Annotated in this window: 24 protein-coding genes and 1 riboswitch; of the genes, 11 read left to right on the top strand and 13 right to left on the bottom strand. The window is 37.3% G+C overall.

What is annotated here, in order from left to right:
* Window positions 1-33: 33 nt before the first annotated feature.
* A riboswitch (Lysine riboswitch) is annotated at window positions 34-210 on the bottom strand.
* A 216-nt stretch (window positions 211-426) separates the two neighbouring features.
* The 3 genes from DQN24_RS05975 (at window position 427) to aroA (ending at window position 3,036) form a co-directional block, all read left to right on the top strand.
* On the top strand, window positions 427-831 hold the full coding sequence (locus DQN24_RS05975) for an H-NS family nucleoid-associated regulatory protein (RefSeq protein WP_050848658.1): 405 nt from the start codon (window positions 427-429) through the stop codon (window positions 829-831).
* A 70-nt stretch (window positions 832-901) separates the two neighbouring features.
* Window positions 902-1,738, top strand: a complete 837-nt coding sequence (gene purU / locus DQN24_RS05970; protein ID WP_105886326.1) for a formyltetrahydrofolate deformylase — start codon at window positions 902-904, stop codon at window positions 1,736-1,738.
* Complete coding sequence (aroA, locus tag DQN24_RS05965) at window positions 1,738-3,036, top strand: 3-phosphoshikimate 1-carboxyvinyltransferase (protein WP_111695532.1); 1,299 nt, start codon at window positions 1,738-1,740, stop codon at window positions 3,034-3,036. The genes purU and aroA overlap by 1 nt, the downstream gene beginning before the upstream one ends.
* A gap of 86 nt (window positions 3,037-3,122) precedes the next feature.
* Here aroA and DQN24_RS05960 read toward each other — a convergent pair whose 3' ends face one another.
* The 10 genes from DQN24_RS05960 to DQN24_RS05915 all read right to left on the bottom strand — a co-directional run bounded on the left by DQN24_RS05960 (window position 3,123) and on the right by DQN24_RS05915 (window position 13,956).
* Complete coding sequence (locus tag DQN24_RS05960; protein WP_111695531.1) at window positions 3,123-4,463, bottom strand: replication-associated recombination protein A; 1,341 nt, start codon at window positions 4,461-4,463, stop codon at window positions 3,123-3,125.
* Window positions 4,464-4,523: 60 nt separating this feature from the next.
* Window positions 4,524-5,141, bottom strand: coding sequence for an outer membrane lipoprotein chaperone LolA (gene lolA, locus DQN24_RS05955; RefSeq protein ID WP_111695530.1), 618 nt, complete (start codon window positions 5,139-5,141; stop codon window positions 4,524-4,526).
* 17 nt (window positions 5,142-5,158) lie between these two features.
* The gene (locus tag DQN24_RS05950) at window positions 5,159-7,918 is read right to left on the bottom strand and encodes a DNA translocase FtsK (RefSeq protein ID WP_111695529.1); all 2,760 of its coding nucleotides are present in this window, start codon (window positions 7,916-7,918) and stop codon (window positions 5,159-5,161) included.
* Between the two features lies 1 nt (window position 7,919).
* On the bottom strand, window positions 7,920-8,399 hold the full coding sequence (gene lrp / locus DQN24_RS05945; protein WP_005653255.1) for a leucine-responsive transcriptional regulator Lrp: 480 nt from the start codon (window positions 8,397-8,399) through the stop codon (window positions 7,920-7,922).
* 127 nt (window positions 8,400-8,526) lie between these two features.
* Window positions 8,527-9,903, bottom strand: a complete 1,377-nt coding sequence (gene radA, locus DQN24_RS05940; RefSeq protein WP_005687696.1) for a DNA repair protein RadA — start codon at window positions 9,901-9,903, stop codon at window positions 8,527-8,529.
* Window positions 9,904-10,134: 231 nt separating this feature from the next.
* Window positions 10,135-11,181, bottom strand: coding sequence for a CYTH domain-containing protein (locus DQN24_RS05935; protein ID WP_111695528.1), 1,047 nt, complete (start codon window positions 11,179-11,181; stop codon window positions 10,135-10,137).
* Between the two features lie 319 nt (window positions 11,182-11,500).
* Window positions 11,501-12,217 carry a DNA-binding domain-containing protein gene (locus DQN24_RS05930; RefSeq protein ID WP_041175347.1) on the bottom strand — a complete coding sequence of 239 codons (717 nt, stop codon included), beginning with the start codon at window positions 12,215-12,217 and terminating at the stop codon, window positions 11,501-11,503.
* Window positions 12,207-13,130 (bottom strand): DUF692 domain-containing protein, encoded by a 924-nt coding sequence (locus DQN24_RS05925; protein ID WP_005647267.1) that lies wholly within the window; start codon window positions 13,128-13,130, stop codon window positions 12,207-12,209. Before DQN24_RS05925 ends, DQN24_RS05930 begins: the two co-directional genes overlap by 11 nt.
* A gap of 59 nt (window positions 13,131-13,189) precedes the next feature.
* Entirely contained in the window at window positions 13,190-13,477 is a 288-nt protein-coding gene (locus tag DQN24_RS05920; RefSeq protein ID WP_005671572.1) for a hypothetical protein, read from the bottom strand.
* A gap of 38 nt (window positions 13,478-13,515) precedes the next feature.
* Window positions 13,516-13,956 (bottom strand): DoxX family protein, encoded by a 441-nt coding sequence (locus DQN24_RS05915; RefSeq protein ID WP_005653243.1) that lies wholly within the window; start codon window positions 13,954-13,956, stop codon window positions 13,516-13,518.
* Between the two features lie 222 nt (window positions 13,957-14,178).
* Between DQN24_RS05915 and DQN24_RS05910 the strand changes: the two genes are divergently transcribed.
* The 7 genes from DQN24_RS05910 (at window position 14,179) to DQN24_RS05880 (ending at window position 20,674) form a co-directional block, all read left to right on the top strand.
* A complete protein-coding gene (locus DQN24_RS05910; RefSeq protein ID WP_005647270.1) occupies window positions 14,179-14,859 on the top strand; it encodes a TIGR00153 family protein in 681 nt (226 codons plus the stop codon).
* 24 nt (window positions 14,860-14,883) lie between these two features.
* Window positions 14,884-16,146, top strand: coding sequence for an inorganic phosphate transporter (locus DQN24_RS05905; protein WP_021035309.1), 1,263 nt, complete (start codon window positions 14,884-14,886; stop codon window positions 16,144-16,146).
* 65 nt (window positions 16,147-16,211) lie between these two features.
* Window positions 16,212-16,823 (top strand): TIGR04211 family SH3 domain-containing protein, encoded by a 612-nt coding sequence (locus DQN24_RS05900; RefSeq protein WP_021035310.1) that lies wholly within the window; start codon window positions 16,212-16,214, stop codon window positions 16,821-16,823.
* Window positions 16,824-16,829: 6 nt separating this feature from the next.
* Window positions 16,830-18,080 (top strand): multifunctional CCA addition/repair protein, encoded by a 1,251-nt coding sequence (locus tag DQN24_RS05895; protein WP_021035311.1) that lies wholly within the window; start codon window positions 16,830-16,832, stop codon window positions 18,078-18,080.
* Between the two features lie 71 nt (window positions 18,081-18,151).
* Window positions 18,152-18,772 (top strand): lipoprotein insertase outer membrane protein LolB, encoded by a 621-nt coding sequence (lolB, locus tag DQN24_RS05890; protein ID WP_162690886.1) that lies wholly within the window; start codon window positions 18,152-18,154, stop codon window positions 18,770-18,772.
* Window positions 18,773-18,783: 11 nt separating this feature from the next.
* On the top strand, window positions 18,784-19,725 hold the full coding sequence (gene ispE, locus DQN24_RS05885) for a 4-(cytidine 5'-diphospho)-2-C-methyl-D-erythritol kinase (protein ID WP_041175416.1): 942 nt from the start codon (window positions 18,784-18,786) through the stop codon (window positions 19,723-19,725).
* A gap of 1 nt (window position 19,726) precedes the next feature.
* Complete coding sequence (locus DQN24_RS05880; RefSeq protein ID WP_111695527.1) at window positions 19,727-20,674, top strand: ribose-phosphate pyrophosphokinase; 948 nt, start codon at window positions 19,727-19,729, stop codon at window positions 20,672-20,674.
* Between the two features lie 63 nt (window positions 20,675-20,737).
* Here the strand turns inward: DQN24_RS05880 and tyrS are convergent, their stop codons facing one another.
* The 3 genes from tyrS to hmrM all read right to left on the bottom strand — a co-directional run bounded on the left by tyrS (window position 20,738) and on the right by hmrM (window position 24,242).
* Entirely contained in the window at window positions 20,738-21,925 is a 1,188-nt protein-coding gene (tyrS, locus tag DQN24_RS05875) for a tyrosine--tRNA ligase (RefSeq protein ID WP_111695526.1), read from the bottom strand.
* A gap of 197 nt (window positions 21,926-22,122) precedes the next feature.
* A complete protein-coding gene (sfsA, locus tag DQN24_RS05870; RefSeq protein WP_005647288.1) occupies window positions 22,123-22,839 on the bottom strand; it encodes a DNA/RNA nuclease SfsA in 717 nt (238 codons plus the stop codon).
* Window positions 22,840-22,847: 8 nt separating this feature from the next.
* Complete coding sequence (hmrM, locus tag DQN24_RS05865) at window positions 22,848-24,242, bottom strand: sodium-coupled multidrug efflux MATE transporter HmrM (protein ID WP_111695525.1); 1,395 nt, start codon at window positions 24,240-24,242, stop codon at window positions 22,848-22,850.
* 43 nt (window positions 24,243-24,285) lie between these two features.
* Here hmrM and ribE point away from each other — a divergent pair, with 43 nt between their 5' ends.
* Window positions 24,286-24,900: a riboflavin synthase gene (gene ribE, locus DQN24_RS05860; RefSeq protein WP_105877619.1), complete on the top strand. Its 615-nt coding sequence runs from the start codon at window positions 24,286-24,288 to the stop codon at window positions 24,898-24,900.
* The last annotated feature ends 44 nt before the right edge of the window (window positions 24,901-24,944 follow it).

The raw sequence follows: 24,944 nt of genomic DNA, 5'->3' as shown, positions 1-24,944 counted from the left end.
GAGAACGGAAAGCACAGGACAGAATAAGACCAGAACAACCGTAGCGCTCCATAGTTAATCAGAAAAACTATGACAGTGCCGCCCCTTTCGAGTACGCCACCAACCAAACAAAATGACTTTTATTTGATTTCGGCAACTATTCCTTTCTTTTTTCTTCTTCGTTATCCACTCTGAAAAAATACTTATAATAATTGCACCTCTACTTTTGCAGTAATTCGAGAGATTACCGTAAAACAAACAAAATGCCAACAGATTTTGTAAAAAATTTATAAACTCGAATAAAAATATAAAGAAAATAAACACAAAAAAATATAAATATATATCTGTTCCGACCATTTATTTAATAATAGATATTTACAATAAATTTTATTTTCTCTATTATTAAATAAATTTCCCCACATTTAATGTTATTTATTGAGGTTTATTATGAACGAATTAGTAAGAGGTTTAACAAATCTTCGTAGTTTACGCGCAGCTGTACGTGAATTAACGTTAGAACAAGCAGAAAATGCCCTAGAAAAATTACAAACAGCTATCGAAGAAAAACGCACTAATGAAGCAGAATTAATTAAAGCAGAAACTGAACGTAAAGAACGTTTAGTTAAATATAAAGAATTAATGGAAAAAGAAGGTATTACGCCTGAAGAATTACGCGAAATTTTTGGCACAACAACTGTATCCACTCGAGCAAAACGTGCTCCACGCCCTGCAAAATATGCCTTTATTGATGAAAATGGCGAGCATAAAACTTGGACGGGTCAAGGTCGCACACCACGTCCAATTCAAAATGCATTGAACAAAGGTAAATCATTATCTGATTTCGAAATTTAATTTTTCTATTTGAAACTAGAACTCATTTTTATGGGTTCTATTTTTTTATCTAAACATAGCACACAACATTATGATCGAAAAAAAAATATTACTCACTGATTGCCCTGATGATAAAGGCTTAATCGCAAAAATAACTAATATTTGTTACAAACATCAACTAAATATTCTTCATAATAATGAATTTGTAGATTTTGAAACCAAACATTTCTTTATGCGCACAGAATTGGAAGGTATTTTTAACGAAGCTACTTTATTAGAAGATCTAAAATATAGCTTACCCGAAGAAACGAATTGTCGATTAATTCGCACCCAACGTAAGCGAATTGTAATTTTAGTCACCAAAGAAGCTCACTGCCTCGGCGATATTTTAATGAAAAATTATTATGGTGCGCTTGATGTAGAAATTGCAGCCGTAATCGGCAATCACTATAATTTACGTGAACTTGTTGAACGTTTTAATATTCCATTTCATTTAGTTAGCCACGAAAACTTAACCCGTGTAGAACACGACAAATTACTGGCAGAAAAAATTGATGAATATACGCCAGATTATATTGTTCTCGCTAAATATATGCGTGTGCTAAACCCTGAATTTGTCGCGCGTTATCCAAATCGAGTGATTAATATCCATCATTCATTCTTGCCTGCTTTTATTGGTGCCAAGCCTTATCAACAAGCCTATGAACGCGGTGTAAAAATTATTGGTGCAACGGCACATTTTATTAATAACGAATTAGATCAAGGCCCAATCATTATGCAAAATGTGATTAATGTGGATCATACTTATAATGCAGAAGCGATGATGCGTGCTGGTCGTGATGTGGAAAAAACCGTGTTAAGTCGCGCCCTTGATCTCGCTTTACACGATAGAATTTTTGTTTATAAAAATAAAACGGTGGTGTTGTAATGGAAAAAATTACTCTTGCACCAATAAGTGCGGTTGAAGGAACAATTAATTTACCAGGTTCTAAAAGTTTATCGAATCGCGCATTACTTTTAGCCGCCTTAGCTAAAGGCACAACAAAAGTAACCAATTTATTAGATAGCGATGATATTCGACATATGCTTAACGCCCTCAAAGCATTAGGCGTACGCTATCAACTGTCTGATGATAAAACTATTTGTGAAGTAGAAGGATTAGGCGGAGCATTCAATATGCAGAATAATCTTTCACTCTTTCTTGGCAATGCGGGGACGGCAATGCGCCCATTAACCGCTGCACTTTGCTTAAAAGGAGAAACCGAAAGCAAAATCATCTTAACTGGCGAGCCTCGTATGAAAGAACGGCCTATTCTTCATTTAGTCGATGCTTTACGCCAAGCGGGGGCTAATATTCGCTACTTAGAAAATGAAGGTTATCCTCCGCTCGCAATTCGCAACAAAGGGATAAAAGGTGGAAAAGTCAAAATTGATGGTTCAATTTCATCTCAATTTTTGACCGCACTTTTAATGTCTGCGCCACTTGCAGAAAATGACACAGAAATAGAAATTATCGGTGAACTAGTCTCTAAACCCTATATTGACATTACCCTTGCAATGATGCGAGATTTTGGTGTTAAGGTTGAAAATCATCACTACCAAAAATTTCAAGTTAAGGGCAATCAATCCTATATTTCGCCTAATAAATATTTGGTAGAAGGGGATGCCTCATCAGCCTCTTACTTTCTCGCAGCTGGAGCAATTAAAGGAAAAGTGAAAGTAACAGGCATTGGCAAAAACTCAATTCAGGGCGATCGTTTATTTGCTGATGTATTAGAGAAAATGGGGGCAAAAATCACTTGGGGAGAGGATTTTATCCAAGCCGAACACGCTGAATTAAATGGCATTGATATGGATATGAACCACATTCCAGATGCCGCAATGACGATTGCAACCACCGCACTTTTTGCCAACGGCGAAACCGTCATTCGCAATATTTATAACTGGCGTGTGAAAGAAACAGATCGTTTAACGGCTATGGCAACTGAACTACGTAAAGTCGGTGCAGAAGTCGAAGAAGGCGAAGATTTTATTCGTATTCAACCGCTTGCACTCAATCAATTTAAACATGCCAATATTGAAACTTATAACGATCACCGTATGGCAATGTGTTTTTCTCTAATCGCACTATCAAACACACCAGTGACAATTTTAGATCCTAAATGTACTGCCAAAACCTTCCCAACATTCTTTAGTGAATTTGAGAAAATCTGCTTAAGAGGTTAAATTAAAAAAGTGCGGTCAATTTCAAAAAAGTTTTCAAAATTGACCGCACTTTCATTCCATTCTTAAAAACAAATCCCAAGTTGAGATTATTTATACCGTTTTTTTACCGCACTTTTATCTTGCTCATGTAAACGTTCTAGTTTTTCCTTAATCTGAATTTCCATACCTCTATTCATCGGAAAATAATATTGAGTGTCTTTTAATTCAGGCGGGAAATAATTTTCACCAGCTGCATAAGCGTTAGGTTCATCGTGGGCATAACGATATTCAGCACCATAGCCAAGCTCTTTCATTAAATTAGTCGGCGCATTGCGTAAATGTGGGGGAACATCATAATCGGGCAAATCTTTAGCCTGCTGTTTCGCAGTGTTAAACGCCGTATAAATTGCATTGCTTTTTGGAGCAACCGCAAGATAAATGATGGCTTGGGCAATGGCACGCTCCCCTTCATAAGCCCCCACTCTAGTAAAGCAGTCCCATGCAGCCAATGCGACTTGCATAGCGCGAGGATCTGCATTTCCCACATCTTCTGAAGCAATGGCAAGTAATCGGCGCGCGACATATAGAGGATCGCCACCTGCCGTTAAAATTCTTGCATACCAATACAACGCAGCATCTGGAGCAGAACCTCGGACAGATTTATGTAGCGCAGAAATTAAATCATAGAAACGATCGCCTTGTTTATCAAATCTCGCTTGACGTTCGCCCAGGACTTCTTTTAATAAAGTGCGGTCAATTTTCTTTCCATTTTCCGTTTCATCCGCCATATCCACCATTAATTCGAGGCAATTCAAGGCTAATCGAGCATCCCCATTAACATATTCGGCAAGTACTTGCAGTAAATTCTCTTCTAAAATTAACCGCTCTTTACCCAATCCTCGTTCAGGATCTTCTACAGCTTGCTGCAAAACTTGTTCAATTTCAGCCGTTGTAAGTGATTTCAGCACATACACTCGGGCACGAGAAAGCAACGCATTATTTAGCTCAAAAGAGGGATTTTCTGTTGTCGCCCCAATGAAAATAACAGTTCCGTCTTCAATATGCGGTAAAAATGCATCTTGCTGGCTTTTATTAAAACGATGCACTTCATCCACAAATAAGATAGTTTTACGATCCGCAAGACGATTTTGTTTTGCACGATCAATGGCTTCACGAATTTCTTTGATACCACTCGTTACCGCAGAAATTCGTTCAACTTCCGCATTAATACGCTGAGCAATAATTTCTGCGAGTGTTGTTTTCCCCGTACCTGGTGGCCCCCAGAAAATCATAGAATGAATATGTCCAGCTTGAATCGCTTTTCGCAGTGGTTTGCCCTCGCCAATTAAATGGCTTTGCCCAAAATACTGTTCTAGACTCGTTGGACGCATTCTTGCCGCCAGTGGACGAAAATCATTTTCGGCAAAATCAAAATTGAAGTTCGACATGTTTATTTCTCACAAGATTGAAGGGCGTATTTCTACGCCCTTATTTAAAATGATCATTTGTTATTTTTTACGTTGATCATCCACTTCAACGCCTTTTTCTGGCTTGAATTGGAACAAGCTATCAGACAAGGCTTGATTAGTAATATTACGTAAAACATAAAGATTGGTTTGACCATCTTTCTCTGTCGTACTGAAATTTCGCAATATTCCATTAACATCAACACGAATATCAAATTGCTTGATGTTGCTTGTTGATAAGGTTGGTTTTAACACAAAGGTATCCGCTTGTTGTGTTACCGTATATTGATGCCAATGGCTATTATCATTGCTGGTAAGTAAAACAAAGGGCGTATTATTCACTGCATCTTTCACCCATTGTGCTGTTACTTGTTGCACAAATGGATCGTAGAACCATAAGGTTTTACCATCAGAAATAATCTGGGTTTCTTGAGGGGTTTTAGTCTCCATGCGGAATAAATTTGGGCGTTTAATTTGAAGTTTGCCACTTCCTTGTTGAACATTTTTGCCACTTCTAGAAGTCACTGTTTGCACAAATTCTGCGCTTAAAACATCGACTTTAGCCAAACGCATTTGCAATTCACTTGCCGCATCAGCCAATGCAAAATTACTCAGACCAAGCAATGCAAGTGCGGTAAATTTTAGAGTTGTTTTTTTCATTTTACTTTCCTTTTAAATTAGTATTCTGGACGATGTGATAAAATTTCACGCTTACCATTTTGCATTGGGCTGACAATCCCTTGTTCTTCCATTTGGTCCATAATGCGAGCGGCTCGGTTAAAACCTACGCTGAATTTACGTTGAATAGAAGATACTGAAGTTGTACCAGTATTAATAACAAAATCCATTACTTCATCAAAAAGTGGATCTAATTCTCCACCACTTGATATTCCTTTTTCTGCATTATCTTCATCGTCTTCGCTTTCTAAAATGCCATCGATATAATCAGGCTTACCGCGCGCTCGCCAATCATCCGCAATATTGATAACTTCATCATCACTCATATAGGCTCCGTGTACGCGAATTAAATCAGATGAACCTTGTCCAGAATAAAGCATATCTCCACGCCCCAAAAGAGCCTCTGCGCCACCTTGATCAAGGATAGTGCGTGAATCAATTTTACTTGCAACGGTAAAAGCAATGCGACTTGGAATATTTGCTTTAATTAAACCAGTAATCACATCCACAGAGGGGCGTTGTGTGGCTAAAATTAAATGGATACCAATGGCTCGGGCTTTTTGTGCCAACCGTGCAATGAGTTCTTCGATTTGCTTACCCGCCACCATCATTAAATCAGCAAACTCATCGACAATAACCACAATATAACTCAATTTTTTCAATGCGGGGGGCATTGCATCCATTGTATCGCCCTGTCGCCAAATTGGATTCGGCACTGGCATTCCCATTGCGTCATATTCATCAATTTTTTCGTTAAAACCTTCAATATTGCGTACTCGTAGAGCTGAAAGCAACTGATAACGACGTTCCATTTCATCTACGCACCAACGCAACGCATTAGCGGCTTTTTTCATATCCGTTACAACTGGTGTCAGTAAATGCGGAATATCATTATAAACAGAAAGTTCGACAACTTTAGGATCGATCATGATGAATTTCACATCTTCTGGCTGAACACGATAAAGTAAACTTAAAATCATCGTATTCACACCAACAGACTTACCTGATCCCGTGGAACCTGCCACTAATAAATGTGGCATTTTCGCTAAATCAACAATGACTGGTTTTCCACTAATATCTTTCCCTAAAGCAATAGGTAAAGTTGCCTTGCTATCACAGAATTCATTGCTATCTAACACATCACGTAATGGCACCATTTGACGATGAAGATTTGGGGTTTCAATACCAATATAAGGTTTACCCGGAATAACCTCTGCCACGCGAATAGAACGAAACATCAATGCTCTTGCTAAATCGGTATCGATGCTCGTAACTTTTGATGCTTTCACACCGGGCTGTAATTCTAATTCATAACGCGTAACAACAGGGCCAACAAGCACATCTTTTACGCTGGCTTTTACATTAAAATTGCGTAATTGTTGTTCAATACGCTGTGAGGTTTCCATTATTTCATCTGGTGTAATACGTTGTTCACTTGGCGGATGTTTTGAAAGCAAGTTCAAACTAGGTAATGGCGTACTCGGTTTTTCACGTTTTGTTGTTTGCTGTTGAAATGCAGGATGAATCAAACTACCACTGTAACCTTTATAATTAGGCTCTTGATTTTTGTCTAATTCAATTGCGCCCACATTATTCTGTAAAGATACGCTAAATTTCACTTCATCTTTTTCTAAATCTACCTTTTCATCAACTTGAGCAGCAAAATGATTATCTGCCATTTCAGTATCAGACGTTGATTTTAATGAAACTGTTGGCATTTCATCATTTGTCAGCAAAGAAACTTGCGTAAAATCATCCGCACTTTGATTAATTGCTAGATCTTCTTGAACAACTGTTTTTACAGGCTTATTCCAAACTGCTACAAAATCATTTTTACTTACTCTTTGTTCATCTGAATCACTCGATAAATTCACACTAGGCAAGCTTTCAGAATCAAACCCAAAAGAAAATTGCGGTTTTTCACTATCTTCGTTAGCGAGTTCATATTCTGATTTTATAGAAACCTCTGGATTTAACCCGCTAATATTAATTAAATGTGATGAAGATGCGTCAATTGAAATATTTTCTGCTTCTAATGATGGCTTTACTGTTTCTATTTCACTGTTTTGTTCTACATTGAGAGGATTTTGATCTAGATTTTCTGTTTCTGAACGATCTGATTTTACAATCACGATTTGCTCTAATTCTTCTGTTGATTTTTCTTGTTCAGCATTTTCTGATTGCTCATTCTTCATTGTTAGCCAATAATAAAATGCAACAATTAATCGAATTAATGATGCGCCAGAACAAAAAATAAAGCCAATTAAAGCAAACACAAAACCAATTAAAATTGAACCGAATTTACCTAATACAGGATAAAACCAATTTACAACAAGCGATCCACCCAATACGCCGCCACTCAAATAAAAAGTATTACTTGATAAAAGCAACATACTCACTACACAAAGCCCAATAATCAGCATAATAAATCCGAAACTACGCAGAATAATTCGAGTGCAGGAAAGATGTTTAACTGCTTTTGTTTTCAATAAATAAATAGGCACGAGAAAAGCGGTGAAAGGAATAATATGGGCGACATAGCCAAAAAAAACAAAAAAAAGATCGATTATCCACGCTCCAAATGTCCCCACTTTATTAATTGTGTTTCCATACGCGCTGGCTGTAGCCCAAGAATTATCAAGAGGCGTATAACTTGACCAAGCAACAATCAAATAAAGTCCAAAAAGTGCGGTCAATCCTAGCAAAAATTCAGCTAAATACTGTCTTGGCGTAAATCGTTCTGTAATTTGTTTAATCATATCATTTCAATACAAGGAAATTAGTTTGTTTTACTTCTTCCATCACAACATAAGTGCGAGTGTCATTTACACCTGGTAAACGCAATAATGTCGTCCCCAGCAATTTTCGGTATTCAGCCATATCTGCCACACGAGTTTTTAATAAATAATCAAAATCGCCCGATACCAAATGGCATTCTTGAATTTCATCTAACTCTTGAATCGCCGCATTAAATTCTTCAAACACATCGGGCTTACCCCGTACTAATGTAATTTCAACAATTACTAGCAATGGCGCATCCAATAATTCTGGATTTAACAGCGCGCGATACCCCATAATCACACCTTGTTTTTCCAAACGTTTAACGCGTTCTAAACAAGGCGTTGGCGAAAGCCCCACTTTTCTCGACAAATCGATATTGGAAATTTTACCATTGCGTTGTAATTCATTCAGAATTTTTATATCTATCGCATCCAATGCTTTATTTCGTTTTTTTTCCATTTTCTTTATTTCTTTACACATAAAAAGGAACAACTATTCTACAGAATTTCACTTTCATTTTCATTTTCATTTTCATTTTCATTTTCATTTTCATTTTCATTTTCATTTTCAGTAGGCAATGATTTTTTTATAAATTATCTAACACAGCGAGCGCATCCGTGAGTTTTTTTACAGTAAAAACCTGCATATTTTCGACCGCACTTTTCGGCTTATTACCAAAAGGAACAATAGCACGTTTAAAACCGTGTTTTGCAGCCTCGCTAATACGTTCCTGTCCACTTGGCACAGGACGAATTTCTCCCGCTAATCCAACTTCGCCAAAAATCACTAAATCTTGCGGCAAAGGGCGATTACGGAAACTAGAAATTAACGCAAGCAATAAGGCTAAATCCGCACTTGTTTCACTAACTTTTACACCACCAACGACATTTACAAAGACATCTTGATCCGCCATTTGCAAACCTCCGTGTCTATGTAAAACCGCCAATAACAACGACAAACGATTTTGCTCTAATCCCACCGCAACACGGCGAGGATTCGCCAACATTGAATGATCTACTAAAGCTTGAATTTCAACTAAAAGAGGGCGGGTGCCTTCCCAAAGCACCATCACGGAACTGCCCGATGTAATCTCATCCCCACGACTTAAAAAGATCGCCGATGGATTTTTCACTTCTCGCAAACCTTGTTCAGTCATACCAAATACACCTAATTCATTCACCGCACCAAAACGGTTTTTATGACTGCGTAAAGTACGATAGCGAGAATCGGCTTCGCCTTCTAATAGTAATGAACAGTCAATCGCATGCTCTAACACTTTCGGCCCTGCAAGGGTTCCGTCTTTCGTTACATGCCCCACCATAATAATGGCAACTTGGCGGGTTTTCGCATAACGAGTGAGGAAAGAAGCACATTCACGCACTTGAGCTACACTGCCTGGCGATGATTGAATATCTGCCAAATGCATTACTTGGATGGAATCCACCACGATAATTTGCGGTTTTAATTGATCCGCCAAATTACAAATCTGTTCCACAGAGGTTTCTGACAACATTTTTAATTGATCGTTTGGCAATCCCAATCGACTAGCACGCATCGCAACCTGTTGTAACGATTCCTCTCCCGTCACATAAAGTGCGGTCATATTTTTCGCCAAACCACACATAACTTGTAATAACAAGGTACTTTTCCCTGCACCAGGATGCCCACCAATTAAAATCGCACTGCCCGGTACGATCCCGCCGCCCAATACCCGATCTAGTTCATTAAAGCCACTGGAAAAACGTGGTGTTTCTTGCAAACTAATTTCAGAAAGGGTTTGAATTTTTGCCTGAGTTTCCCCCGCATAGCCACTAAAACGATCATTTTTTGATTTTGCCGTGGAAATTAACCGCACTTCCGTAATGGTATTCCACGCTTTACAAGCCGAACATTGCCCTTGCCAACGAGAAAACTCTGCACCACAATCGTTACATACATAAGCTGTTTTCGGGGCTTTAGCCATTTCATTCTCCGTATTTGCCGTGGGTAAGTATACCCACAGTTAATTTATGTTTATAGTGGTTCCCTTTTGGGAAACATCAAACTACCCCAACGGGGTAGCACTGAGACTAGCCTAGGGTATACCTACCCTAGGTTACATTAAATCCCCTCAGTTAATTATGGTTATACTAGCCCCCTTTGGGGAACATCTAACTACTCCAACGGAGTAGCACTGAGATTAGCCTAGGTATACCTACCCTAGGTCATAAGATAATTCCATTAATTTGATCATTCGCTCAAAATAAACTCTACTTTTCAAAAGTGCGGTCAATTTTTCAATAGTTTTTTCATTGTCTTTCGTTTCACTATGAAAACGAATCAAGTCACGAATTTCAGCAAAGATTTTCTGATTGCTTTCTAACAGATCTGGTAATAGCGTTTCTTTTTGTTTCTCTATTGCCACTGTTTCTAGGATTTTTCCATTTTCATCATAATAATGATAAAGATTAAAAAATGCCCCAACTCGCTCCACTGTTTTCATAAAATCTTGACTAAAAAGTGCGGGAGAAAAGGATAAGGTTTCTTCCAAAAGTTTCTGTTCCATTTTCAATACGGAATTAAATTTTACACAAAAATCTACCGCACTTTCTTCTCGTTCTTCTTTTAAGAAATCACGCCATTTATTTAACCAATCCGTCAAAAATTGTTTTGAACCTAACAAATAACCACGCTTTGCTTTACTTGCACTACTAAAATAAATATCTCTTTCGAAAGGCAAGGTTTCTACAAAATCAAAAAGATCCTGCACATTACCAGATTTCAATTCAAACTCAATTTCACAAATAGGTTGCTCAGATTCGCCTGCAATAATTTTGCCTTGATCGAACGCCACTTCAATTTTGGATTGTTGAAATTCAACTAACCAAAAAGTGCGGTTAAAATCTGTGAAGAAAATAGGTTGTAGTGTAGAACGAGGTAATTGTTCAAAAGGATAAAGCTCTCTTAATTGAGCATTAGTTGGCGTTTCTTTTTCGGTTAATGATAAATTATATTCTGAGCGACTATGCAATCCACCAACAACTTTACCGTTAGTTTTAAGCGTTAATGTAAGTTCCTGATCTTCTTGACGAATACGTAATCCCATTTTTTGTTTAGCAAGAAAATAATCGGGATAATCATAATAGGTGTTGCCCAAAAATAAATTTTGATGTTCTAAAATCGTAAATTTTGCGAGATATTGTGGCAATTCAATACCTATTTGTGGCGAAATCGCCAATTTTAATTCAATTTCTTGTAGCATAATATTCCTTACTCAAATTAACTGTTTGAATATACAATACAATAGAAATAAATCAAGATTTTTGTGGTGTTTTACTTTACATATTAAACAGCTATAAATGAATTTTTATTTATTGTGATTAAAATATTGCGACTAAAAATACAAAATAATCCGAAAAACATACAACAAATTTCATCGGATAAAATTGATAATTTTAAATAACAAAGCCAAACTAAAATGTGAATATTTGCTAATCTAAATTAGCAATAATTGCGAAATGTCAATAAAAAATAAGATGAAAATATGAATATTTTCATCTTACTCAGCATTTTCAAAAATTTTATCTTTGTTCGGGGTAAATTACTTCAGATGTAACCCATTTCATCCATACTTGCTCTAATAATGGGATTATTGAAGTACTGTCTTCAACCATTGTATTAAGTGCAGACAAAACATTTTCTAATGAATTTGGTTGTTCTTGTAGATAACTTAACAACCAGTAATCTAACTCTGAAAGGATTTGTTGCTGAATCCTAAAATCACTATCACGCCATATAATAACTTGAATTGGCGTATCATCAAATTGTTTAAAGTCACTTGATAAAAAATCAACTTCATAACTTTTTAAATAAGCTGCACCAGATAATTGCATTACGCTATGTCTATCCCACTCAAATTTTTCAGGCACTTTGGCTAAAGAAACTTCTGCAAGTAATTGTGTATTTTCAAAATCCATCAATGCCAATATATTTGCATCAAATATCTCTTTTTCTTGACAAAACAAGAGAAATTCTCCTGCAATATCTTGGAAATAAGGAGAATGCGGATTACCATTTTGCACAAAATTTTCTTTAGCATTTTTCCAATACTCTGGCTCAATATGCAATGGTGCTTCAACAAAACAACGATCAATAAAACCAAAAGCATTATTACGAACTAAACGTGTATATACCGCTAAACGGCTTGCAGCATAACCATTTAAAGGATCTGCATTACCTAACCGAATAGCATTTGCCAATGCTTGCTGAGTTTCTTTCAATGATGACTTAGGCTGCATAAGACATTACCTCTGTGTGAGCGTATTTTTGCTGTAATTGTGCAATATGCTCAACTTCGGCGTAAAGTTCTGCAAATGGTGGGAAGTTGAAATCACGTTCCAATAATGTTGGGGGAATCGTAGGTAATCGTTGATAGGCATATTCGAGTAAATCCCATACAGTGCCTTTTACAGCTTCACCGTGTGTATCAATTAATAATTCAGGTAAATGGCGATATGCTCCTTTTACTTTATTAAATGATTCATTTGCTGAATTCTCTACAACTTGTGCAGCAGAATGTTCTTCATCGTGCCCTGCAATATGAATGTAATTAACACGTTTAACATCAACTTGATCTAAAAAGATATAAGGATCAAGTAATCCGTGATTAACACCATTAACATAAATATTATTCACATCTAAATGAATGCCACAATCAGCCTCTTGTGCGATAGCATTTAAAAATTCCACTTCATTCATTGTGCTAGTAGGAGAATGCAAATAATAAGAAGTATTTTCTAATGAAATTTGTAATCCTAAGAAATCTTGCACATCACGTATTCGTTGTGCAACGTGTTTTACTGCTTCTTCTGTAAATGGCATAGGTAATAAATCATATAAATGCCCTTCACATTCACAATAACTTAAATGTTCAGAAAAGAAAGACGAATTATATTGATTAATTAATGCTTTCGTATTACGGAGTAATTCGCGATCAAGTGGTGCTTGCCCACCTAAAGAAAGTGAAAGACCGTGTACTGCTAATGGAAATCTTTCTGCTGCTTGATCAAATTGATAACGTGCCATTCCACCCATTTTACTCCAATTTTCTGGTGCGACTTCAATAAATTGAATAGCGTTATTTGAGGGAAGTTGTAAAAAATCCTCAGCTAAATTCCGACGATAACCTAGTCCAGCGCCTTGTAATTTCATAATTAACTCCTTTTTAATAAAAGCTGGCATAAATTGTTACGCCAGCATAATTATTATTCTTATTTAGAACCGCATTTACCTTCGCCACATTTGCCTTCAGCAGCTTTCGGTTTGCTCGCACCACATTTACCCTCGCCACATTTACCTTCAGCAGATTTAGCTTTGTCTGCACCGCATTTGCCTTCACCACATTTACCTTCTGCAGCTTTCGTTTTGACACATTTATCGCCCACACAAGGTGTTGCTGTATTATCAGTATTGCTTGACTTTGATTCAGCCTGTGCTGCTGTCGCTACTGCCATCGTTAATGCACCTGCTAATGCTGTTAAGGTTGCTAATTTTTTCATTTGAATAATCTCCTAAAGTTTGAGTTTTGAATAAATAATTAGAGAAATTTCAACCAGCTTTTAGTTGGATAAACCTTCTTAATAAGCGTGTCTAAAGAGAGTTTCCCCGCTCCCTGTGTAATTAAGATTAATAAAGTCACCACATAAATTAATGGTAATTTATAACCATTATCACATACGTTATAACCTGAATCGGCGTGAATGCTATACCACGCGACAGAGATTAAAATCGTTAAACTTAATGCACTAAAACGTGTTAGCACCCCAAATATCAGCAAGAATGGGAAAATTAATTCTGATCCCATTGCAACGTGCCAATTAATATCGGCAGGAATAAGATTAAATGGAAAAGGAAAACGATCTTGTATTTCAGCGAACCAATTTTGTCCATTCCATTTTTCTAATCCTGATTCAAAAAACTCCCACGCGAGAAAAAAGCGTAAAATCAATAAACTTACGCCACTGCCGATACCTTGCATCTTACAATCCTTCATTTTTTTACCTTTCAAATTTTCTCGCTTTTAAAGCGAAAAGTGTATTGAGTTACTTATCTTACCACACTAGGAAATATTACCCAGTTACTTAGTTAGTCGAAGATAAACCTTGTTTCTTACAAATTTTTTTGAAAAATTTTAACTATCAACAAAAATCAGGTAATATGCGCACGAATTTTTAACCCCTTAATTTGGAGTAAATCACTTATGGCAATGAATAATATTCTCGGATTATTTGCCCATTCGCCTCTCAAGCCGTTACAAAAACACTCTGAAAAAGTGACCGAATGTAGCGATCTTTTGATTCCTTTTTTTCAAACGACTTTCTCAAAGAATTGGGAACAAGCGGAAGAAAAACGCTTAGAAATTTCTCAATGCGAACGTGAGGCAGATAGTTTAAAACGCGAAATTCGGTTGAAATTGCCACGTGGTTTATTCTTACCTATCGATCGTACTGATCTTTTAGAATTAGTCACGCAACAAGATAAACTTGCCAATTATGCCAAAGATATTGCAGGCCGTATGATTGGTCGTCAATTTGGTATTCCTGAAGAAATGCAGGAAGAATTCTTACATTACGTAAAACGTAGTTTAGATGCAATTCATCAAGCCCACCGAGTAATCGAAGAAATGGATAAGCTATTAGAAACGGGTTTTAAAGGTCGTGAACTCAAATTAGTCAATGATATGATTCAAGAACTTGATTCAATTGAAGATGATACAGACCAAATGCAGATCAAATTGCGTAAAATGCTTTACACCATCGAAAGCCGTTATAATCCAATTGATGTAATGTTCTTATATAAAATTATTGAATGGGTTGGCGTTTTGGCTGACCAAGCACAACGTGTCGGTTCGCGCATTGAATTAATGCTGGCGCGTTCATAATCAACAAAACATAGGAAATTAACTATGGAAATTATTAGTCAATATGGTTCTTGGTTGGTGTGGATCACAGCAGCCTTTGGCTTTTTTATGGCGTTCGGAATTGGAGCAAATGATGTCTCAAACTCAATGGGTACATCCGTAGGATCTGGTACTGTAACAGCCAAACAAGCAATTATTATTGCGTTAATTTTTGAATCTGCAGGTGCATATTTAGCTGGTGGCGAAGTAACACAAACCATAAAAAGTGGCGTAATCGACCCAATGCAATTTGTTGATACACCCGATATTTTAGCCTTAGGTATGCTTTCAACCTTATTTGCATCAGGTGCTTGGTTATTTATTGCAACCAAAATGGGTTGGCCAGTTTCTGGTACACACACTATTATTGGTGCAATTATTGGATTTGCCTGTATTACGATTGGCCCTAGTTCTGTAGATTGGTCAAATATTGGCAGCATCGTTGGTAGCTGGTTTATCACGCCTGTCATCTCGGGTATTTTGGCTTATGCAATCTTTGCAAGTACGCAAAAACTTATTTTTGATACTGAACAGCCATTAAAAAATGCACAAAAATATGGCCCTTATTATATGGGGATAACCATGTTTGTACTTTGTATCGTAACGATGAAAAAAGGCTTAAAACACATAGGCTTAAATCTTTCAAATAGTGAAACTTTAATTATTTCACTTGTCATCAGTCTTATCGGAATGTTGTTCTTCCATTTCTATTTCAAAAGTAAAACATTTACTCAATCTGCAAGTAAAGGCACCTTTGGTGCAGTAGAAAAAGTCTTCAGTATATTAATGTTATTAACCGCTTGTGCGATGGCATTTGCGCACGGTTCTAATGACGTAGCCAATGCAATTGGCCCTCTTTCTGCAGTAGTCTCTATTGTAAATGAAGGCGGAAAAATTGCCTCTAATAGCACTCTTGCATGGTGGATTTTACCCTTAGGTGCATTAGGTATTGCAGTAGGATTAATCACTATGGGGCAAAAAGTAATGGCGACTGTTGGATCTGGGATTACTGATTTAACGCCAAGCCGTGGCTTTGCCGCTCAATTTGCTACTGCGATGACTGTTGTAGTGGCATCAGGTACAGGCTTGCCGATCTCAACAACACAAACACTTGTTGGAGCTATTTTAGGTATCGGTTTTGCTCGTGGTATCGCAGCACTGAATTTAACGGTTATCCGAAATATCATTAGCTCTTGGATCGTCACATTACCAGCTGGTGCATTTTTCGCCATCATTATTTTCTATGTGCTAAGAACTATCTTTAATTAATTGATCTCAATAAAAAGTGCGGTTAATTTTAACCGCACTTTTGTTGTGATGTTTAAGGGGAAAAAATGAAAAAGATCTATAAAGCCTTAATCTCATCTTTACTTTTAAGCACATCAATAAATGTTGCTTATGCTGAAACCCAATATGTTACTGAAAATCTAAGCACGTTTTTACGTCGCGGTGCTGGGGAGCAATTTAAAATTGCAGGTTCAATTCAAGCGGGCGAAGCCGTGAATGTATTAGATCGCCAAGGCAAATACACACTCATTCGTGACAATAAAAATCGTGAAGCTTGGATTTTAAATTCAGACTTAAGCAGTACACCAAGTAGTAAAGAAGAAAATCCAAAATTAAAAGCTCAAGTCCAAGAATTAACCTTAAAACTTAGTCGTTTAGACGGGGATTGGCAACAACGTACCGTCGAAATGCAACGTCGAACTAAACAAGCGGAACAACAAAGTGCGGATCTTTTAGAACAAAATTCACAATTGAAACGTGAACTTGAAATGACCAAAAATAAAAATCGTGATTTAGAAGCGATACTTGATGTGGGTAAACGAGAAATTGCGATCCAATGGTTTATTTATGGCGGTTCAGTATTGGGCGTAGGCTTACTCTTCGGCTTGCTTATTCCTTATGTTTTACCAAAACGCCGCCGTCGTGATGGCTGGGCATAATCACAAATGAAAATTTATTTAGTTGGTGGGGCTGTTCGCGATCAATTATTGGGTTTACCAGTAAAAGATCGTGATTGGATTTTGGTAGGCGCAGACCCCTCTACGCTACTCTCTCTCGGTTATCAACAAGTAGGCAAAGATTTTCCAGTTTTTCTCAATCCTAAAACAAAAGAAGAATATGCGCTTGCCCGAACAGAACGTAAATCTAGCGCAGGTTACACTGGCTTTATTTGTGATTTCTCCCCAACAATCACATTAGAACAAGATTTAATTCGACGCGATCTCACTATTAACGCCATGGCTCAAAGCGAAGACGGTGAAATTATCGATCCTTATGACGGAAAACAAGATTTAGAAAATCGAATTTTACGCCATATTTCTCCCGCTTTTTCAGAAGATCCTTTACGAGTATTACGCGTGGCACGCTTTGCAGCCCGTTATCATTCTCTCGGTTTTAAAATCGCATCAGAAACGCTATCCCTAATGGCAGAACTTGCCCAATCGGGAGAATTACAACATCTCACGGCGGAACGAGTTTGGCTAGAAACAGAAAAAGCCTTAAACGAAAAAAATCCTGAAATTTATTTTGAAACCTTACATAAAACAGGCGCATTAAGCGTTTTATTTCCTGAAATCGATGCTCTTTATGGGGTGCCAAATCCTGTAAAACATCATCCCGAAGTGGACAGTTTTATTCATACCATGTTGGTATTAAAACAAACAGTTCATTTAACTGAAAATAACCATAATCTAAACAAAAGTGCGGTTCGTTTTGCCGCCATTTGTCACGATCTAGGCAAAGCTCTTACGCCTCAAAATATTCTGCCCCATCATTACGGACACGAGCAAGCTGGCATAAAACCAACTAGAACCTTGTGCAAACGCTTGAAGGTTCCAAGTTATTTTCAAGAACTTGCAGAACTGACTTGTGAATTTCACACGCATATTCACAAAGCCTTTGAGCTTCGAGCTGAAACCGTCATAACGCTGTTTAATCGTTTTGATGTGTGGAGAAAACCACAACGCTTTCAAGAATTTCTACAAGTCTGTCTAGCTGATACTCGAGGTAGAACAGGTTTTGAAAATAAAGACTATCCACAAATAGATTACATTAATCAATTATTACAAGCGGCAAATGAAGTAGATGTACAGCAAGTTATTGCAGATGGATTTGAGAAACAAGAAATCAGAAATGAATTGACGAAACGAAGAATCTTAGCGGTTAAACAAACAAAAGAAAATTACCCAAAAAATTAACAAATAAAAGTAACTTTACTCAATTAAACTAAATCCTTAAAATATGCGAGCTTATTGATTTAATGAATAATATGAAAACGTTTAAATTTCTTACCGCACTTTTTGCCACTGCTATTCTAACCGCTTGTACATTAGATATGGATCGACCTACAAATGTGCAATATATTGATAAAACAGATGCGATATGGCAACAGCATTTACAACAGATTCAAAAAATTCAATCCTATCAAGCTAAAGGACAAATTGGTTATATCAGTCCTACAGAACGTTTTTCTAGCCGCTTTGAATGGCAATACCAAAATCCAAAATCTTATACGCTTAAACTCTATTCTTTAATCAGTAAATCTACCCTTTGGATTCAAATGCACCAAAGTGGGATGACAATTTCCGATAACAACGGCAATCAACAATCTGCAGACAATGCCAAACTCTTATTACAAGAGATTATTGGAATGGATGTGCCATTAGAACATTTAGCTTATTGGCTGAAAGGCGAACCAGCAATAAATGCAGATTATCAAGTCGGTACTAACCATTTACTTGGCGCATTTACTTATCATGTGGATGGTTCTCAATGGACAGCAGATTATCTCACTTATCACTCAAATAATTCGATGCCTGAAAACATTCTGCTAAAAAATGACAGCACGAAACAAACTCTAAAAATTCGCGTGGATGAGTGGATTTACTAATGAATACATTAATGAAATCACATCAATTTTCTACCGCACTTTGTCAAAATACAAAACAATCAAATGGGAAGTCATTGCGCTTCCCTAGCCCAGCCAAGCTGAATTTATTTCTTTATATCAACGGAAAATTGCCGAACGGCTATCATGAATTACAAACGCTTTTCCAATTTTTAGATTTCGGCGATTGGTTGGAAATTAGTATCCGTGAAGAAGATAATCAAATTGTTTTAACCCCAGAAATTCCAAATCTAAAAACGGAAGATAATTTGATTTATCGAGCTGCAAAACTTTTACAAGAAAAAGCTAATATTCAATTGGGTGCAAATATTCATTTAGATAAAATTCTTCCAATGGGAGGAGGTGTTGGTGGCGGTTCATCCAATGCAGCAACCGCATTGGTCGCGTTAAATTATTTATGGCAAGCCAATTTATCCATTGATGAACTGGCAAAATTAGGATTAACTCTAGGCGCGGATGTGCCAATATTTGTACACGGACAGGCTGCTTTTGCTGAAGGCGTTGGGGAAAAAATCACTTATTGTGAACCTGCCGAAAAATGGTTTGTTGTATTAAAACCCGATGATTCGATATCGACGGCTGCCATCTTTCAAGATCCAAATTTACCACGTAATACACCGAAAAAATCCCTTGAACAACTTTTGAGTGAATCTTATAAAAACGATTGCGAAAAAGTTGTGGTAAATCATTATTCAAACGTTGAAAAAGCGTTAAACTGGTTGCTACAATATGCGCCAGCAAGACTAACAGGAACGGGAGCTTGTGTTTTTGCTGAATTTGATAATGAAGCAGAAGCGCAAGCGGTATTGAGACAAAAACCAGAAGCATTTTTTGGCTTTGTTGCGAAAGGACTCAATGTTTCTCCCTTGCACGCAATGTTGAAGCAGCTATCATCAATTCATATTCATCGACAATCTAAACCTGAGGTTTTATAAAATGCCTGACATTAAACTCTTCGCGGGTAATGCAACACCTGAACTTGCAAAACGTATTTCTGAACGTTTATATATTTCACTAAGCGATGCGACGGTCGCACGTTTCAGCGATGGTGAAATCCAAGTTCAAATCAATGAAAATGTGCGTGGTGCGGATGTATTTATCATCCAATCAACTTGTGCGCCGACTAATGATAACTTGATGGAATTGATTGTGATGGTTGATGCGTTACGTCGTGCATCTGCTGGTCGTATTACTGCCGTGATTCCTTATTTCGGCTATGCTCGCCAAGATCGTCGTGTTCGTTCTGCTCGTGTGCCAATTACCGCTAAAGTTGTGGCAGATTTACTTTCAACTGTTGGTATTGACCGCGTATTAACCTGCGACCTACACGCAGAACAAATCCAAGGTTTCTTTGATGTTCCAGTGGACAACGTATTTGGTTCTCCAGTTTTAATTCACGATATTTTGAAAAAATCTGATCTTGAAAACCCAATCGTAGTTTCCCCAGATATTGGCGGTGTTGTACGTGCTCGCGCTGTCGCTAAATTATTAAACGATACGGATATGGCTATTATTGACAAACGTCGCCCTCGTGCAAACGTAGCACAAGTAATGCATATTATCGGTGATGTTGCAGACCGTGATTGTATTTTGGTGGATGATATGATTGATACTGGCGGTACACTTTGTAAAGCGGCTGAAGCATTAAAAGAACGTGGTGCAAAACGCGTTTTTGCTTATGCAACTCACGCCGTTTTCTCTGGTGCAGCAGCCAAAAACTTAGCTAGCGATGCCATTGATGAAGTTGTTGTTACCGATACTATTCCTCTATCAGAAGAAATGAAAGCTATCGGTAAAGTTCGTGTATTAACACTTTCTTCCATGCTGGCAGAAGCCATTCGTCGCATTAGCAACGAAGAATCTATTTCTGCGATGTTTAACTAAATTAAAATTTCAATAAAAAATACCGCACTTTTATTGCCAAAGTGCGGTATTTTTTTATCTATTTTATTCCACAGTCACACGTGCAAATTTTCGTTTACCCACTTGGTAAACATTTGTTCCTTTTGGTGCATTGTCTTTCACGTTATCTACTTTTTCGCCGTTGATTTTCACGCCGCCTTGTTGAGCAGAACGAATTGCTTCTGAAGTAGACGGAACAAGTCCCGCTTCTTTTAATAAAGTGGCTAAACCAATTTCGCCAGAAAACGTAAATTCAGGCATTTCATCAGGCATTGCGCCTTTTTGGAAACGATTAATGAATTCCTGTTCTGCAGCGTTTGCTGCCTCTTCATTGTGGAAACGTGCAATTAATTCTTTTGCTAGTAAGATTTTTACATCACGAGGATTTTTGCCGTTTTCTACTTCCGATTTTAATTGTGCAATTTCGCTTAATGGACGAAATGAAAGAAGGTTATACCAATTCCACATGAGTTCATCAGAAATCGACATCACTTTACCGAACATATCGCTTGGTGCTTCCGTTACGCCGATATAGTTACCAAGTGATTTGGACATTTTTTTCTCGCCGTCTAAGCCAACGAGTAATGGGAGTGTAATCGCAACCTGTGGTTTTTTGCCTGCTGATTTTTGTAATTCACGACCAACAAGTAAGTTGAATTTTTGGTCTGTACCGCCTAGTTCCACATCTGCATCTAATGCAACGGAATCGTAACCTTGTAATAATGGGTAAATAAATTCATGGATGGCAATAGGTTGGTTATTGCCAAAGCGTTTTTTGAAGTCATCACGTTCAAGCATACGCGCAACCGTGTAGTTGCTTGCAAGACGAATCATACCTTCCGTACCAAGTTTGCTTAACCATTCAGAGTTGAAGACGATTTTGGTTTTTTGTGGATCGAGAATTTTATAAATTTGCTCTTTATAGGTTTCAGCATTGCGCAATACATCTTCACGGCTAAGTGGAGGACGAGTCGCATTTTTACCTGATGGATCGCCCACCATTCCAGTAAAATCGCCAATTAAGAAATAGACTTCATGACCGAGTTGTTGAAATTGACGTAATTTGTTTAATACAACAGTATGTCCTAAATGAATATCTGGTGCGGTTGGATCTGCGCCTAATTTTACTTTTAATGGGCGATTTTCTTTCAGTTTTTCGATTAAATCCGCTTCTGAAAGGATTTCATCAGTACCACGCTTTAGTTCCGCGAGAACGGTATTAATGTCAGTCATTATTATTTCCTAAATTATGTTTTGAAAAGTTTTATTATAGGGATTCTTAGCAATTTGTGAATAAAAAAAACGCCTATTTGTGGGGAAATAGGCGAGAATGTTGGAGTGATTATCTAATATTGTTGTTGGAATGATTAGATGATAATTGTTATCAATAGCCTTGTCAATAGTTAAATGAAAATAATTCTCAAAAAATATTATTTTATATAAGGCACCGATTCTGTCAAAGAAAGTGCGGTAGGAATTTCATTAGAAATTTCAAATTGTCCCGCATAAGCATAGGCTTCAACACCTTGTTCCATTGCTTCTTTTAATAAGCGATCATATTCAGGATCAATATATTCTGCGATTTTGAAGCGATCAAAACCATTATGTAACCCAGCAAATAGTACCACTGCTCGATGACCTTGTTTTTTCATTGCCAATAATTCTCGAACATGTTTTTGCCCCCTTGTAGTAACCGCATCGGGGAACATACCTAAATTGCCTTTTACAAGCGTGATTGATTTTACTTCTACATAACAATCAAGCAAGCCTTCGCCTTTTAGTAAGAAATCAATTCGGCTATTTTCTTCGCCGTATTTCACTTCAGGGTAAATTTCATCATACATTGCCAATTCTTTGATTTGCTTATTTTGCAATGCTTCAAAGACAAGCTGATTAGAACGATGGGTATTGATACAGCAAAGTTGTCCATTTGCGAGTTGAGTAAGCTCCCAAGAATGGGGATATTTACGAGTTTGACTATCGGAATGTGAATACCAAATTGTGTCGCCTTTCTCTCCGCACCCAGTCATCGCACCTGTATTGGCACAATGAATTGTCATAACATCACCAGTTGGCAATTCAATATCCGCAAGAAAGCGTTTGTAACGACGAATTAATTTTGCCGATTGTAAAGCTGGAAGTTGCATAAAGTTCCTTATTTAAGTTTTTCTAAACGTTGTAAAATAGCGTTGTCGTTCATAGCTTGCATTTTTTTCATTCTCAAAGAAAGTAAGATCGCCGCAAAAGTGAGCGAGACCACAAAGGCAATCCAGAAACCTTTCGCATCAATGTGTGGCACAAGCCAATCTGTACGACCTAGCGTATAACCAAGTGGCATACCAATTACCCAATAAGAGAAAAGAGTAATATATAAAATCATTTTGGTATCTTTATAACCACGTAAAATGCCACCAACCACCATTTGAATGGTATCTGAAAATTGATAAAGTGCGGCAAATAATAATAGATTTGCTGCCATGGCGATGACAATTTCATCTGTTACGAAAATAGAGGCAATTTCATAACGGAAGAAAATCGTAATTAATGCAGTAATAATTGTCACAGTTAGCCCTAATAATAATGCGGCATAGCCAATTTTCTTCGCATTTTGTGGAGAACCTGCACCCAATGCTTGTCCAACTAAAATCGTCGTTGCCATACCAATCGACATAGGGAACATAAAAATAAAAGAACTGGCATTCAATGTGATTTGATGGCTTGCCACAATAGTTGCACCCAGCGGAGAAAGCATTAAGGACGTAAGTGCATATAACGCCACTTCGCAACAAATTGCAATGGCAATGGGTAATCCTAAACGCAGTAATTTTTTAAGTGTTTTCGGATTTGGCATTTCAATTAATTGACTAAATACTTTTAGTGAACGTTCTTGAGTATTCGTGTAGGAATAGAAAATCATCATTAAGCACATTGCCCAGTTCACAATAGCTGTCGCAATACCACAGCCCACCGCACCAAAAGCAGGAATACCAAATTTTCCATAAATAAAAATGTAATTAAGCGGAATATTAATCAATAAACCTAAAAAGGTAATGACCATCGCAGGCTTGGTTTTCTCAATCCCATCATTTAAACAACGAAAATTAATCAGCATCAAATAAGCTGGCAATCCCCACAACATCGCGTGTAAATAATCGCGTGCTAAATCTGACATTTTGCTTTCCATTTGCATATATTGCAGCGGAATTTCACAGAAATAAATCAGCAAACCTAAAGGAATACTCACGCCTAACACAAGCCAAATGCCTTGGCGAACTTGATGTGCAATGCGATGGCGTTGGCCTGAACCATTCAAATAAGAAATTGTAGGCGGCAATGCCAACAATAAACCTTGCCCAAAAAGCATCAATGGCATCCAAATTGAAGCACCAATAGAAATGGCTGCCATATCAGTGGAACTCACTCGCCCCGCCATAATGGTATCCGCTAATCCCATTGAGTTTTGTGCAATTTGCGCTAATAAAATAGGCAAGGAAATTTTAATCAACTTTTTAATATCAGTGTGGTATTGAGATAAAAGACGAAAATTCATAAATTTGATATACTGCTAAAAATTTTTAGAAAAGGAAAAAATTATGTTTACTGGAATTGTCCAAGGCACCGCCCCTATCCACTCCATTAAAGAAAAGGCTAATTTTAGAACACAAGTAGTAAAATTACCACCTGAAATGCGTAAAGATCTGGAAATTGGCGCATCAGTAGCAAATAACGGCGTATGTTTAACTGTAACTGAAATCAATGGCGATCTGGTTAGCTTTGATCTGATGCAAGAAACTTTAAAAATTACAAATCTCGGCACAGTAAAAGTGGGTGATTATGTGAATATCGAACGTGCTATGCAAATGGGAACGGAAATTGGCGGACATTTATTATCTGGTCATATTTATTGCACCGCAAAAATTTCAGATATTATCGCTAGTGAAAATAACCGAAAAATTTGGTTCGAGCTACCAAACGCAGATGTAATGAAATACATTTTAACGAAAGGATTTGTTGCGGTAGATGGCATTAGCCTCACTATTGGGGAAGTAAAAGGCACACAATTCTGTGTGAATTTAATTCCTGAAACTTTGCAACGAACCCTAATGGGGCAGCGTAAAGTAGGCGATATTGTGAATATTGAAATCGATCCTCAAACGCAAGCTATTGTAGATACGGTGGAAAATTATTTGCAGTCAAAAAATTTTTAGTTCATTTAAAAATATTCGGTAATTGAATAGAGAATAGGCATAAA

Origin of the sequence: Haemophilus influenzae, from assembly GCF_900475755.1 — a bacterium.
GTDB lineage: Bacteria > Pseudomonadota > Gammaproteobacteria > Enterobacterales > Pasteurellaceae > Haemophilus > Haemophilus influenzae_D.
The sequence above is the reverse complement of the archived record's forward strand: the minus strand, read 5'-3'. Positions and strand labels throughout refer to the sequence as shown.

Bases quoted from the DNA above. Each gene is read 5' to 3' on its own strand.
- DQN24_RS05900 (WP_021035310.1), top strand. From the start codon at position 16,212: ATGAAAAAGATCTATAAAGCCTTAATCTCATCTTTACTTTTAAGCACA.
- hmrM (WP_111695525.1), bottom strand. From the start codon at position 24,242: ATGAATTTTCGTCTTTTATCTCAATACCACACTGATATTAAAAAGTTG.
- ispE (WP_041175416.1), top strand. From the start codon at position 18,784: ATGAAATCACATCAATTTTCTACCGCACTTTGTCAAAATACAAAACAA.
- sfsA (WP_005647288.1), bottom strand. From the start codon at position 22,839: ATGCAACTTCCAGCTTTACAATCGGCAAAATTAATTCGTCGTTACAAA.
- DQN24_RS05975 (WP_050848658.1), top strand. From the start codon at position 427: ATGAACGAATTAGTAAGAGGTTTAACAAATCTTCGTAGTTTACGCGCA.
- radA (WP_005687696.1), bottom strand. From the start codon at position 9,903: ATGGCTAAAGCCCCGAAAACAGCTTATGTATGTAACGATTGTGGTGCA.
- DQN24_RS05925 (WP_005647267.1), bottom strand. From the start codon at position 13,130: ATGAAATTACAAGGCGCTGGACTAGGTTATCGTCGGAATTTAGCTGAG.
- DQN24_RS05950 (WP_111695529.1), bottom strand. From the start codon at position 7,918: ATGATTAAACAAATTACAGAACGATTTACGCCAAGACAGTATTTAGCT.
- ribE (WP_105877619.1), top strand. From the start codon at position 24,286: ATGTTTACTGGAATTGTCCAAGGCACCGCCCCTATCCACTCCATTAAA.
- tyrS (WP_111695526.1), bottom strand. From the start codon at position 21,925: ATGACTGACATTAATACCGTTCTCGCGGAACTAAAGCGTGGTACTGAT.
- aroA (WP_111695532.1), top strand. From the start codon at position 1,738: ATGGAAAAAATTACTCTTGCACCAATAAGTGCGGTTGAAGGAACAATT.
- DQN24_RS05920 (WP_005671572.1), bottom strand. From the start codon at position 13,477: ATGAAAAAATTAGCAACCTTAACAGCATTAGCAGGTGCATTAACGATG.
- DQN24_RS05905 (WP_021035309.1), top strand. From the start codon at position 14,884: ATGGAAATTATTAGTCAATATGGTTCTTGGTTGGTGTGGATCACAGCA.
- purU (WP_105886326.1), top strand. From the start codon at position 902: ATGATCGAAAAAAAAATATTACTCACTGATTGCCCTGATGATAAAGGC.
- lolA (WP_111695530.1), bottom strand. From the start codon at position 5,141: ATGAAAAAAACAACTCTAAAATTTACCGCACTTGCATTGCTTGGTCTG.
- DQN24_RS05915 (WP_005653243.1), bottom strand. From the start codon at position 13,956: ATGCAAGGTATCGGCAGTGGCGTAAGTTTATTGATTTTACGCTTTTTT.
- DQN24_RS05910 (WP_005647270.1), top strand. From the start codon at position 14,179: ATGGCAATGAATAATATTCTCGGATTATTTGCCCATTCGCCTCTCAAG.
- DQN24_RS05960 (WP_111695531.1), bottom strand. From the start codon at position 4,463: ATGTCGAACTTCAATTTTGATTTTGCCGAAAATGATTTTCGTCCACTG.
- DQN24_RS05880 (WP_111695527.1), top strand. From the start codon at position 19,727: ATGCCTGACATTAAACTCTTCGCGGGTAATGCAACACCTGAACTTGCA.
- lolB (WP_162690886.1), top strand. From the start codon at position 18,152: ATGAAAACGTTTAAATTTCTTACCGCACTTTTTGCCACTGCTATTCTA.
- DQN24_RS05895 (WP_021035311.1), top strand. From the start codon at position 16,830: ATGAAAATTTATTTAGTTGGTGGGGCTGTTCGCGATCAATTATTGGGT.
- DQN24_RS05930 (WP_041175347.1), bottom strand. From the start codon at position 12,217: ATGCAGCCTAAGTCATCATTGAAAGAAACTCAGCAAGCATTGGCAAAT.
- lrp (WP_005653255.1), bottom strand. From the start codon at position 8,399: ATGGAAAAAAAACGAAATAAAGCATTGGATGCGATAGATATAAAAATT.
- DQN24_RS05935 (WP_111695528.1), bottom strand. From the start codon at position 11,181: ATGCTACAAGAAATTGAATTAAAATTGGCGATTTCGCCACAAATAGGT.